This window comes from Clostridium punense (genome assembly GCF_017874425.1).
In the GTDB taxonomy this organism is placed as follows: domain Bacteria; phylum Bacillota; class Clostridia; order Clostridiales; family Clostridiaceae; genus Clostridium_J; species Clostridium_J punense.
This window is the reverse complement of the sequence record NZ_JAGGLL010000003.1, coordinates 89,166-102,355: the sequence shown is the minus strand read 5'-3', so window position 1 is coordinate 102,355 and position 13,190 is coordinate 89,166. Positions and strand designations below refer to the sequence as shown.

11 protein-coding genes are annotated in these 13,190 nt (G+C 30.3%); 4 read left to right on the top strand and 7 right to left on the bottom strand.

Annotation, left to right across the window (positions count from 1 at the left end; all coding sequences use genetic code 11):
- Positions 1–42: 42 nt before the first annotated feature.
- The 4 genes from J2Z44_RS02615 to J2Z44_RS02600 all read right to left on the bottom strand — a co-directional run bounded on the left by J2Z44_RS02615 (position 43) and on the right by J2Z44_RS02600 (position 5,038).
- Positions 43–726, bottom strand: a complete 684-nt coding sequence (locus tag J2Z44_RS02615) for a Crp/Fnr family transcriptional regulator (RefSeq protein WP_021284041.1) — start codon at positions 724–726, stop codon at positions 43–45.
- Between the two features lie 622 nt (positions 727–1,348).
- On the bottom strand, positions 1,349–3,847 hold the full coding sequence (locus tag J2Z44_RS02610) for a DsrE/DsrF/DrsH-like family protein (RefSeq protein WP_209649317.1): 2,499 nt from the start codon (positions 3,845–3,847) through the stop codon (positions 1,349–1,351).
- Between the two features lie 188 nt (positions 3,848–4,035).
- Positions 4,036–4,554, bottom strand: coding sequence for a permease (locus tag J2Z44_RS02605; protein ID WP_021284039.1), 519 nt, complete (start codon positions 4,552–4,554; stop codon positions 4,036–4,038).
- Between the two features lie 4 nt (positions 4,555–4,558).
- Positions 4,559–5,038 carry a permease gene (locus J2Z44_RS02600; RefSeq protein ID WP_021284038.1) on the bottom strand — a complete coding sequence of 160 codons (480 nt, stop codon included), beginning with the start codon at positions 5,036–5,038 and terminating at the stop codon, positions 4,559–4,561.
- Positions 5,039–5,253: 215 nt separating this feature from the next.
- Here J2Z44_RS02600 and J2Z44_RS02595 point away from each other — a divergent pair, with 215 nt between their 5' ends.
- Both J2Z44_RS02595 and J2Z44_RS02590 read left to right on the top strand, forming a co-directional pair.
- Positions 5,254–5,526, top strand: coding sequence for a DUF3243 domain-containing protein (locus J2Z44_RS02595; RefSeq protein WP_021284037.1), 273 nt, complete (start codon positions 5,254–5,256; stop codon positions 5,524–5,526).
- Between the two features lie 402 nt (positions 5,527–5,928).
- Positions 5,929–6,693: a YkgJ family cysteine cluster protein gene (locus J2Z44_RS02590; protein ID WP_021284036.1), complete on the top strand. Its 765-nt coding sequence runs from the start codon at positions 5,929–5,931 to the stop codon at positions 6,691–6,693.
- A 127-nt stretch (positions 6,694–6,820) separates the two neighbouring features.
- On the opposite strand, the gene pepF is transcribed toward J2Z44_RS02590, so the two are convergent.
- On the bottom strand, positions 6,821–8,629 hold the full coding sequence (gene pepF, locus J2Z44_RS02585; protein WP_021284035.1) for an oligoendopeptidase F: 1,809 nt from the start codon (positions 8,627–8,629) through the stop codon (positions 6,821–6,823).
- Positions 8,630–8,808: 179 nt separating this feature from the next.
- Positions 8,809–10,830, bottom strand: coding sequence for an ATP-dependent helicase (locus J2Z44_RS02580; RefSeq protein ID WP_209649316.1), 2,022 nt, complete (start codon positions 10,828–10,830; stop codon positions 8,809–8,811).
- A 157-nt stretch (positions 10,831–10,987) separates the two neighbouring features.
- Between J2Z44_RS02580 and J2Z44_RS02575 the strand changes: the two genes are divergently transcribed.
- Together J2Z44_RS02575 and J2Z44_RS02570 are read left to right on the top strand one after the other, a co-directional pair.
- Complete coding sequence (locus J2Z44_RS02575; protein ID WP_209649315.1) at positions 10,988–12,463, top strand: nicotinate phosphoribosyltransferase; 1,476 nt, start codon at positions 10,988–10,990, stop codon at positions 12,461–12,463.
- A gap of 27 nt (positions 12,464–12,490) precedes the next feature.
- On the top strand, positions 12,491–12,841 hold the full coding sequence (locus J2Z44_RS02570) for a hypothetical protein (protein WP_021284030.1): 351 nt from the start codon (positions 12,491–12,493) through the stop codon (positions 12,839–12,841).
- A gap of 83 nt (positions 12,842–12,924) precedes the next feature.
- Here J2Z44_RS02570 and J2Z44_RS02565 read toward each other — a convergent pair whose 3' ends face one another.
- Positions 12,925–13,140: a hypothetical protein gene (locus J2Z44_RS02565; protein ID WP_021284029.1), complete on the bottom strand. Its 216-nt coding sequence runs from the start codon at positions 13,138–13,140 to the stop codon at positions 12,925–12,927.
- Positions 13,141–13,190: the final 50 nt, after the last annotated feature.

Sequence of the window (13,190 nt, the reverse complement as noted above, 5' to 3'; positions counted from 1 at the left end):
CCAAGGAAGTATGTGATAATAGTCACGCAATTTAGTTTTTTTCTATAAATTTCTGTAAAATTGAAGTAACTTTTCTTGATCTACTACTATTTTTTTATCCATATATCTTACAAGTCCTTTGCCTTCTAAGGTTTTCATTGACCTTGATATGGTTTCTCTTGGATGTCCTAGCATTTCAGCTAGATAAGTTATAGTTATTTTTAAATCAATAATAGTTTCTCCATTACAAGGTTTACCGTAGTCTACAGATAGTTTCCAAAGCTTTGCTGCAACTTTCTTATCAACTCTGATTACTGCTGTATTCTTTAGTTGTCTATATAACCTTCTAATTTTTTTGCTCATTGAAAATATCACTAGCTTTGTGAATTCAAAATCTTTTTCCATTATTTTCAGTAAGTCTTCTTTGTTTATAGCTATAACCTGAGTATCTTCATAGCCCTCACAACAAATCGAGGCAGAAATACCATCAAAAATCACTTCATTAATTATAGTACCATCTGTAAGCACATATATAATTCTTTTTTGGCCATCAGAGGTAGTTCTATACATAGTAACTTTTCCTTTAAGAATAATATATACGTTATTTACTTCTTCTCTTTCTAAAAATAGCACTTCACCTTTTTCGATGGAAAGTTTTTCACATTTATTCATAAAACTTATTACAGTCTCTTCCTTAACCTGTTGGAAAAGCTCCAAACTCTTTAATTCAGAAAGCACCACTTTCATATAACCACCTACATTCTTCTTTATCTTCTATTAGCTCATTTTAAAGTTTGTGATAAATTTGCAATCGCCATGATTTTATCCTGTGCTTGTATAAATTTAAAATGAATCATAGTAAAAAATTATTCTTTACACTCTTTTAAACGGATACTTCATTTTCATAATTATATCATTGAATAAAATTAACATATAGCTTTTATTAATTTTTTTAGTGTTAACATATGTATAATACTTATAGGTATCTTATAACTATGTGAACATATAACCTGAATAAGCATTTAAAACTTACATGTAACTTTAAGACATTGAGTATTTATATATAAACTAATTTCTACGCTTGTTTATATATTTAAATAGATAAAAGCACTATAAAACTATTAATTTTATAGTGCTAAATTATATTTTTAATACTATAGTTTATTGCTCTATTACCATTTATCTTTAACAAAGCGGAGCTTCAATAGATTTGTAGACTTAAGTTAATTTCACTAAGACACACATCTAAATTTCACCATAGTTTGTAGTCACGTTTCTATACTCAAAGTAATTATCAAGTGTTGAAGCAATAATTAGTAATAAAATTTACATTTCTAAAGAAATCTCCCATGAAGTCATATTACTATTACTAGATAAACAAATTAACATTTGAATCTTCAGCTTCACCTAAGTAATATCCTACTCCACCTTCTTTTACTCCATCTATTAACTCCTCTTTTTTTATGCCCATAACATCCATTGACATTGAGCAAGCAACAACTTCTACTCCACTCTTCATTGCCTGTTCTATTAAGTCCTCAAGAGAAGATATGTTTTTATTTTTCATAACTCCTCTTATTAGCTTACTTCCCATACCCATCATATGCATATTGGAAAGTTTAAGTCTTTTACTTCCTCTTGGCATCATAAATCCAAAAGCTGTTTCAATAAAGTTCTTTTTAACAGGAACTCTTTCATGTTTTCTCAAAATATTAAGTCCCCAGAAAGTAAAGAACATTGTAACTTTCTTGCCCATAGATGCTGCTCCATTGGCTATTATAAATGATGCTATTGCCTTATCTAAATCTCCACTAAACACTACCATAGTTTTGTTATCTTTAGTTTCAGTAGTCACAGCAGTCGCAGGACAAGCTTCTGTTACCTTTTGTATAGCTCCCTTTTTTATTATTGCAGTTGAAATGCCTTTGTCCCTACTAATTTCGACTAACTCGTTATTTGTTCTTTTACACCAAGCTTTAATATCCTCATAAAACCCTGGGTCAGAGGCTTTAACTTCAAGGGTATCTCCAATATTAATTTCATTAATATTATCTCTTACCTTCATTAATGGTCCTGGGCAACTTAATCCACAAGCATCTAAAGCCACTCTTTTACTTATTTGATCCTTACTACTAATTGAACCATCTTCATTATTACTTTCAATACTTCCTACTCTTTTCCCTTCAAAACCAGCTTTTCCCTCGTTTTGATAATCATTAAACTCTTTTGGTAAGTATTTTTCAATCATGTAACTCTTATATCCACCAGTGACGTTCTTAGCATTGAAACCATGGTTTTTCATCATTCTCTCAGCCACATAACCTCTAAGTCCTACTGCACAATAAATCCAGTATTCTTTATTTTTATCAAGGGCTCCTAACTTATTTCTAAGTTCATTAACGCTTATATTTATTGAACCTGGTATTTTTCCTACTTCCACTTCTAGAGGTTCTCTTACATCTAAAAGTACCACTTTTTCCTTATCCCTATTATCTATATCTCTAGGTAATACAACTTCACTTTTTCCTGATAAAATGTCTTCAGTTATATAACCTAGAAAGTTTACAGGATCTTTAGCAGAAGAGAATGGAGGTGCATAGCTTAATTCTAACTCAGTTAAGTCGTGAACTGTTCCATTTAGCCTCATTACTGTTGCTATGACGTCAATTCGTTTTTCAACACCACCATACCCAAGACCTTGAGCACCTAATATTTTACCCTCATCATTAAATAATAATTTTAAAGCTATAGGTGTTGCTCCTGGATAATAAGATGCATGATCATTTGGATGAGCATAAACTACTTTATAAGGAACTCCTAACCTTTGAAGACCTCTTTCGTTGTTTCCTGTGCCTGCCGCTGTAATATCAAAAACTTTGATTACAGAGGTACCCTGAGTTCCCTTATAGGTTGATTTAATTCCACAAATATTATCTGAAATAATTCTACCTTGTTTGTTAGCTGGACCTGCTAGTGGAATTGCTGTTTTGCTTCCATTAACAAAATCTATAACTTCAACAGCATCGCCTCCAGCATAAACTCCTGGAAGATTTGTTTCCATATGCTCATTAGTAATTATGTGTCCTCTTGGTCCAAGATTAATTCCACTACCCATTAAGAATTCTGTGTCAGGTTTAACTCCAATAGCAGAAATTACTATTTCACCAAATACTTTTGTACCGCTATTTAAAATTACATTTAATCCATTTGTTAAAGCCTCGAACTTCTTAACTCCATCATTAAGTTTTAACTTTACTCCCTTTTCTTCAAGCTCTTTCTCAGCAATAACCACCATATCACTATCAAAAGGTGCTAATATGTGAGGCGCCGCTTCAACTAAGGTTACATGTACTCCTCTTTCCTTTAAGTTTTCAGCCATTTCAACCCCAATATATCCTCCACCTATTACAACTGCTTCTTTTATGTTTTTATTATCAACTACATGTTTAATTTTATCTGTGTCTGGTATATTTCTTAAGGTATAAATTCTTTCATCATCAATTCCTTCAATTGGTGGAACTATAGGCTTAGCTCCTGGGGCTAATATTAGGTAGTCATAGGACTCAATATATTGTCCCCTATCTTTGGATTCAACTGTTACAGTTTTGTTTTCTCCATCAACCTTTATAACCTCACTATTATTTCTTACATCTATATTAAAGCGGTTTTCCATTAATTCCTTCTTAGTTACAATTAATTTTTCTCTTTCTTTTATAACTTCTCCAATATGATAAGGAAGTCCACAGTTTGCAAAGGATATATACTCCCCTTTTTCAAACATAATTATTTCAATTTCTTCATTTAATCTTCTCAATCTAGCAGCTGCTGAAGCTCCTGCTGCAACACCACCAACAACTAATACTTTCATAAGCTTTCCTCCATAAATTTATTAATTACTATATCTTAATATTACGTTATTTCTAAAATAAAATCAAGTTAATTTTTTAACTTGTTTAATGATTTATTATTTTTATCTTATTTTAATATTATCTAGAAATTCAATAAATAATATTCTAAAAACTTAAAATAACTGTACAATTAGTTTGTACAGTTATCTTAATTCTTATATATTTCTTTCAAATCTTCTTCTTTTAAAAGCCCTTCAATTAAGTATCCTAATATAATAATAAAAGGTAGGTTCACAAACATTCTTGTAAAAGTATATTTGTAACCTAAGGCTGATAATTCAAATAAAAGAGTAGGTATTTTAGTAGTACACCATGCTCCAAGAAATATCATTACATTGCTGAACTTCACACCTTTTTTTATAAATACAGCAGTAATTGGGAAGGCTGCGTATAGTGGTCCTGCTGCCACAGATCCAAAAATAATGGCAAGAATTATTCCCATAATTCCTGAGTTTTCACCCATATATTTAAGCATGGTTTCCCTAGGTACCCAAATATCTAGTAACCCTAAAAGCAACATAATTGGCGGTAATACACTTATCATTTGTTTAAAGGAATCTACTGCTATGTTTATTATACTCTTACCGCTATTAAAGTCTATGGAGGTAATTATTAATGTAACAAACAGTACAATTAAAGAAAATATATATCTTTTTAATATCTTCAAAATATCACCTCATGAGAAAATTGATAACAAAAGCAATTAAAATTGAATATATAAAGTAAACAAGGTTTCTTATTAGAGTTGCTTTCTTGCCTAAAAACTTAGCCTCCAAAGAGAAGGTTAACACACCAACAAACATTAAGGTTGATATTAAAGCTGTAACTTGAGCATAACCAGCACCACTTTGCAATAATAGTGCTGCTGTTGGGAAGGCTACAAAGGTAGGCATTATAGTAATTGATCCAATAATTGCAGCTAGTAAAACTCCCCCAAAACCAGATTTTTCTCCAATTATGCTGGATATAGTTTCTGGTGATAGAGCAGTAAGTATGATTCCAACTATAAAGATTATCCCTAAAAATTGAGGCATGATGCTTTCAAAAGATTTTAAAGATTTCATTAGAGCTTTTTTAGTTTTATCTCTGTCTTTAAAAAAGCTAACAATATAAAGAAGTATTACAACCCCATATAGTATATAAGCACTCATTTTTTCACTTCCTTAAATCTCTATCTAATACATTATACAAAACTGTTTTTTAAAGGTTCATATTACTCCTAGTCATTTCAAAGTTATATTGAGACTAAAATCCATAACATTATTTTATTATTTAAAAAGTGAAATTATTTGGTGCAGAGTTTTCTCTTTGGTATATTTAATAAGCTTATACAAATAATAAATAATAGATCTAGGAGGTGAATGTCATGGATTTGAAAAACATAGATGTATTACAGGATTGGGATAAATGGAAGGGTACCCTTTCAAAAGCAATTAACTTAGGTGAAAATTTAGGAATGAGTGAGGATACTATTGATACTATAGCTTATAACGTAGGAAACTTTCTTAGTGCAATAGTTGATCCAGAGAATAGAGAAGAAAGGCTTCTTCATGAATTATGGAAAGTAGGATGCAAAGAAGAAAGAAAAGTTTTGGCAAAATTAATTGTTAAATCATTAAAAAATGATAACTTAAAATAAGTCCTATTAATTAATAGGGCTTTTTATTATAAAACTAAGAGATATCCTCAATAGGTAGTTTGTAAAGTTACCCAGTTTGATTTTGGGGAAATTTAAGACCACCCTGCTAGTTAACTATATATACTAACACACTGCATTTGCAGCTCATTGTTTTAATATACTCCAAATGAATTTTATCAATCTAAACATTGTTAAGTGAACTTTAATGTGACTTTAGCAAAATTTTATTCCTCTTGAAAATAAAACAAACCTTTTAAGAATTGTAAACTTATTATGGAATTATTTATAGTTTTGTAATATAATTTTAATAAATATACTATTCTGTTTATTTAGACTTTTCTAAAAAAAACAGTTTAATCTCTAATTTTGATATTTATTGGGGTATTTATGGGGGGCGTAATTATGGAAAATCGTGCTATAAAAGTAATTATAGAAAAGGATAAACCTTGTGTTTGTGGCAGTGGTATAGATTTTGAAAATTGTTGCATGAAAAAAAATCACAGGTATGAGGGTTTACTGAGGGAAGATGGCACCTACGGAATTTATGATGAAACTGAGTTTGTAACTGCTGCTAAAAGTCTTCTTAGTTTCATTGATCTTAGGGTTGAGAAGGAAAACTTAAAATTAACCTTTGATAGTAGTTCAAAAAAGTTAAACAAGCTATACGATAAACTAGGCAATACTTTAAAGCCAATACACGAAGCCTCTTCTTGTAGAGAAGGATGTAGTCATTGCTGTCACCTACTCGTTCTTACTAGTAAACTAGAGTATGAAATTATTAAAAATTTTATAGAAGTTAATTTTTCTAATGAAGATAAAGAAAAGTTAAAAACAAAAATTAATAATATACAGGATATATTAAAGGTGTTAGAACATAAGGATGAGAGGTTCACAAGTGATAGCTATAATATTTATAACAAAGAAGATATACCCTGTGCTTTTTTAGGTGATAATAATCGTTGCACCATATACAGTGTAAGACCATATATCTGCAGAAAATACTTAGTTTTAAATGACCCTAAGGTCTGTGAAGACCCTTCTAAAAAGACAACCCAATATTATGCTAAGTACTTAACTACTGTAAAAAATGCTATTGGAAAACTCAATAAATTAACCTACGGCGATTTGACATACAATCATCTCCTTAGCTGGTTTCTTGAAAAATAAAGCTTAAGACTAAATATATAGTTATTTTAGAACAAAAGTTTATTAATTAAATTAAAAAAGCCATGGATGAAAAGGAAGTTAAATTCCCATTTATCCATGGCTTTAGATTATTTAGGATTTTTATAAATTATTTTTCTAACTCATCTGTTAACTTAATAATTTCGTCAATTATATTTCCAATATGCTGAATTGTATCCCTTAGAGGTTTTTCAGTAGTGATGTCTACTCCAGCCATTTTTGCAAGCTCAACTGGGGTTTTAGTCCCTCCAGCTTTTAGAACCTCTCTCCAATCCTCTATAGCAGGTTTGCCTTGTTCAAGTATTCTTTTGCTAACTTCTGTAGCCACAGTAAGCCCTGCACTATAAGTATAAGGATATAGTCCCATATAATAGTGTGGTTGTCTCATCCAAGTTAATTCAGATCCGTCTATAATCTCTACTGTATCTCCCCAGAACTTTTGAAGAACTTCTTTCTTAATTTTATTTAATGTTGAAGCTTGAACACTACCACCCTTATCAATGATTCTATATACTTCCCTTTGATAGGCTGCTTCAAGAAGATGAGTAACAAAGTTGTGATAATAAGTACGACTAATCATAGAAGATAACACCCATCTTTTAAATCTTAAATCATCGTTGATTTTCATTAGATAATTTGCCATTAGCATTTCATTCATAGTAGATGGTGCTTCAATAAAATATAAAGATGGTCTAGAATCAAATATATTTTGATTTTTGTGTGCTAAGGTAAAATGTCCCGCATGACCTAATTCATGAGCTAACACAAAAACCTCCCTCATTCTTTCAGACCAAGATATTAGTATAAATGGATGACTTCCATAGGGACTTGAACAGAACGCACCTGTGGATTTACCCTTATTTTCAACAAAGTCAATCCATCTTTCTTTATAGGCTCTTTTGACCATTTCTAGGTAATCTTCACCTAGTACGGATAAGGCTTCTTCCACATATTTTTTAGACTCTTCTACTGAAATTTCAGGCTCATAGTCTGGGTCTACAGCTAGTTTTAAATCTGCAAAAGTCATGTGGTCTATATTATGAATTTTTTGAAGAAGCTTTACAAATTTTCTCATGTGAGGTGCTAATTCTTCCATAATTATATCTATTTGTCTATTATATAACTCGCTATCTACTTCCTGAGAAAATAATAAGCTATCTAAAACTGACTCAAAACCTCTTAAATTAGCTAAGGTTTTCTCTTTCTGAACTTGAACTCCATAAACTGTTGCTATGGTATTCTCATATTCCTTAAGCTTTCTTGAAAAAGCTTCAAAGGCTGCTCTTCTTACCTTTGTATTTGACTCAAACTCATAATGATTTTCAAAAAGTACAAAGCTTAATGGGTACTCTTCTCCATCAACAGTAAAGGTTCCAAAATCCATGTCAGCAAGTTTAGCTTTGTTGTATATAGAATAAGGTGAATCTAAAGCTTCAGATAAAGCTGCAAGAGCCTTTTCAACTTCTGGATGGAGAGTATGAGGTTTGGATCTTTTCAAAGATTTTAAATAGTTTCTATTTTCCTTTGAAGTATTCATAGCCTCTTCAATAATCTCTTCATCTACCGCAATAATTTCACTTTCTACAAAGCTTAAATTGCTTTGCAGTTCTGTTAGTATGTTCATTAGCTTCATATATCTCTCTTGATCTTCATAATTAGTTTGATCCACAGAAACAGAAAGACTAGCATAAGAACCTGTGAGGTTCATTAACTCAGTAACCTTTTGCATTTTACTTAAACATTCATTAATAATAAGAGGTGAATTTAAATTTCCCTTATATTTCTCAATTATCTCCGCAGCAAGAATTTCAATCTGTTTTACTGCATTATTAAACTCCCCTTCAGTTTTAAAAATTGCAGATAAGTCCCAGGTTAGTAATTCATCTACATCTTTTCTACTTAATATTGCTTTCCCCAATTGATTTACCCCCTTGAATAATAAAATATAATTACATTATATCACATTTTTGTTAATAATTTTTTATCTTATAATTTTTTCTAATTTTTCCGTTGAATCTTCACAAATATGAAACCTGTTTATTATATGGTGAATAAACGAAGCCTTAGCCCTGTGTTTTATTAAATATTTTTACCTTCTTACTCACATTTTTCAATAAGATTATTATCTAATAGAATCTTCAAATCAAACTTTCTATTATTACCATTTTTAAAGCTAATATCAATATTCCCATCTTCTAATTGGTTAACTATCCCCTGCCCAAAGCTTTTATGTATAACTTTATCTCCCTTAGTAATACCTTTGGAATTAACATTATCTTTAATGATACTACATTCACTTAAAAATCTAGAGGGTTTTCTGGCTTTTCCCTGAACTACATTAGGAAGGATTAGTGTTAAATCCTTAATAGCTCTTGTAATAGCTACATAAAACAATCTTCTCTCTTCCTCAATATTTTCTTCTAAGCTATGCTCATGAGGAATAACCCCTTCAACTAAATTAATTAGATAAACATGATTAAATTCCATACCTTTTACTCCGTGAATAGTGCTTAGCAAAACCACATCTTCATCCTTGGTTTTACTTCTACTTTTAAGAATTTCTTCACTAACTACCTCAACATGGGCTAGAAACTTAATAATGTTATTATAGTCTGCAAGAGAATCTCTAAATTCTTCTATAATATTCTCTAGATCTTCTAGATGTATTTTATACTTATTACAGTATTCTACCAAATAATCATGATACCCTAAATCATGTATTATAAAATCAACTGCTGTATGAAGGTTCATTTTATTTAAATTATGAATATCTTTTCTAAGCTTATCTATAGCTTTCAATTGGAATATTGGAACAGTATCAATACTTTTTAACTTTTCAAAAACATCTGAGCGATACCTATCTTTTTTTATTATTTCTAGATTTCCTTTACTTATATATCTATAAGGCCTATTTATTATCCTAATAAAGCTCTCTGTATCTGTAGAGTCTATACTTAACCTTAAATAAGATAAGATATCTTTACAAACAAAGTGGTCGTAAAAATTAAACTCCTTTTCTAATAGTTTAAATGGAATTTTTTTTCTTATAAGACTATCAATTACTCCCCTACTCTCTAGGTTGGTTCTATAGAGTACAGCAAAATTGTTGTAGGACACTTTCGTTGAGATAACTGTTTTTTCAATATCATTAGCTATAAAATCCCCTTGTTGTGATTCTCTCTGAACCTTAACAAAGGATATATTGCCATGAAAGCTTTTATTTGGCACTATAATTTTATCACTTCTTAACTTGTTGTTTTTTATAGTACTCATTGATAATTCTACAATATTTGAAACAGATCTATAGTTTGTAGAGAGATAAAGTTTAGTAGCATTAGGAAAAATCTCATGGAAATTTACCATAAAGTCAGGTCTAGATCCTCTAAAACTATAAATACACTGATCCTCATCACCTACAGCAAAAATACTGTTATTTTGCTTTAAGAGTTTTAATATTTCTAACTGCAGAGCATCACAGTCTTGAAATTCATCTACTAAAATATGCTTAAACATATTTTGATACCCTTGTAAAAGTCTAGGATTTTTAATAAATAGATTCTTACACATTAACTGCAAATCTTCAAAATCAAGTAACCCCTTTTCTCGTTTATACGCTTCATAGATTTCATAGCAATTTTTAAATATATTTTTATCTAAATCTGTATTAAATTCTTCTAAGGTTACATCAGCGCATTTAAAGAGTGAAATGGTATTGATAAATTCCTTTATTCTATCTTCACTAACTTCTTCCATATAAGTGGTTAAAAAGTTTTTTATTAGCTTAAAGGTCTCATTACTTTCAATTATTTTTATCTCACCATAGTAGGAAGTTAAAATTTTATAAAAGAGCCCATGAAAGGTACCAAAAAAGGGAGTAAAGTTGCTTTTACTCATTTTTACATATCTACTTTTCATATTGTTAGCTGCTGCTTTTGTAAAAGTTATAACAATAATATTCTTAGGACTTACTTTATTATTATTAATAAGATGAAATACTCTATTTACAATTACCACAGTTTTTCCACTACCTGGACCAGCTGTAACTAGTATATTTTCATCCTCACAAAGCACAGCTTTAAGTTGTTCTTCACTTAAACTTTCAAATTTTTTGTAAACCATTTTTATCCCTTTTAAATTAATATATTTTATTCTAACCAAATAATATTACCACATTATTAATAATTATACTATAGTAATAGAAGTATCAATATGGTAATATATAGTGGACATTAATATGAATTAAATTCATAATCATTAAATAGTAAGGGGAACAGAAATGAATACATTTACTGAATTTGATGTGAAAAATCAAAGAAATCTTACCATGCTGGTAGATTTTTACGAGCTAACAATGGCAAATGGTTATTTAAATAAGGGTGTTCAGGATACAATAGCATATTTTGATATGTTTTTTAGAAGAATTCCTGATGGTGGTGGATACTGTATAATGGCTGGTGTTGAACAGCTAATTGAGTATCTTTCGAATTTAAAATTTACTAAAAATGACATAGATTACTTAAGGAGTAAAAACCTTTTTAGTGATGACTTTTTGGAGTATCTGCTTAACTTTAAGTTTACCTGTGATGTTTGGGCTATTCCAGAGGGCTCTCCCGTGTTTCCTAATGAGCCACTAATTACTGTTAGAGGGCCAATAATGCAGGCACAATTTATTGAAACTATGGTTTTATTAACAGTTAACCATCAAACTTTAATAGCTACAAAATCAGCTAGAATTTGCGAAGCAGCCAAAGGAAGAGCAGTAATGGAGTTTGGATCAAGAAGAGCACAAGGTTATGACGGTGCTATATATGGTGCAAGAGCTGCTGTAATCGGTGGTTGTAGTTCAACCGCTTGTACTATTGCTGATGAAATGTTTAATATTCCAGCTATAGGAACTATGGCACATTCCTGGGTTCAGCTATTTGATAGCGAATATGATGCTTTTAAAGCTTGGGCTGAAACTTACTCTGATAATACGGTGCTTTTAGTAGATACTTATAATGTTTTAAAATCTGGAATACCAAATGCTATAAAAGTATTTAATGAAGTCTTAAAGCCTTTAGGCAAGCGTCCTAAGGCTGTTCGTATAGATAGTGGTGATATTACTTACCTATCTAAAGAAGTTAGAAAGCTTCTAGATGAAGCTGGATATGAGGATGTGAAAATTACTGTATCCAACTCCCTAGATGAGTTTATAATTAGAGGTGTCCTTGAAAATGGTGCTAAGATAGATAGCTTTGGTGTTGGTGAACGATTAATTACCGCTAGAAGTGAACCTGTCTTCGGTGGGGTTTACAAACTTGTAGCTATTGAAAAAGATAATAAAATTATACCTAAAATTAAAATTAGTGAAAATGTAGAAAAGATTACTAACCCTGCATTTAAAAAATTGTACAGGATATATGATAAAGGTTCTAAAAAGGCTGTAGCTGACTTAATTACTTTGCATGATGAGGTTATAAATGAAAGTTCTGCTTTAGAACTTTTCGATCCAAACTACACTTGGAAAAGAAAAAAAATAAAGGAATTCTACTGCAAAGAACTTATGGTTAAGATTTTTGATAATGGAAATTTAATTTATAAGAGTCCTTCAGTAATGGATATCAGAGAATATAGCCTAGAAGAAAGAAATAAGCTTTGGCCTGAGGTTTTAAGATTGGAAAACCCACATGCTTATTATGTAGACTTATCCCATAAGTTATGGGAATTAAAGGAAGCATTACTTCATGAATATTCATCGGTTTTTGAATAAAAACAAAGATAGGATTAAATAAATAATATGAGAAAAGTTAAGATAAAAATTGCAAACAATGCCTACAACGATATGTTAAATTTGCTTAAATTTCATGATAATTATAGTTGTTTCAGATTATATTATGAAGATGGTTGCTGTAAATCATCAAAGGTTCAACTCATGCTAGATGTACCAAAACCTACAGATATTTGCAATAAAATTGAGGATTTAACTATATGTTATGATGGTGAGCTTTCAGAGAAGGTTGAAGAAGTAATTGTTTACTTAAATAAGGGTAACTATTTAATTAAACCTACTTTAAAAAGTTTACCTGGCTTCCAAAAGGATTGTTCTAAATCTTGTGGTGGTTGCAAAAACTCCTGTGGAAGCCACTAAAGGAAAAAGTAACACCCTTATGTAAACTACATAAGGGTGTTACTTTTTAAATCATTGTAATCAAATCATTAAAATATTATCTTTTAAAGATAACTTTCTCCATATAAAATATTTAATGGTGAAGTCTTGTCCTCTCTAAACAAATCATAATCATAGATGTTTTTTATGGAAATTGATTTGAAATTTTTGAGTTCTACAAAAGGACATTTATTTTCATTTTCTGTCCATTTGTAAAGTGAACACTCTTTAAAGCATTCAACTACTTCATCACGTGTAGTCAAAAAAGGACATTTTGACATTATAACACCCCATCCCTACCAAAGCTAATAACACAATTATAGATTATAAT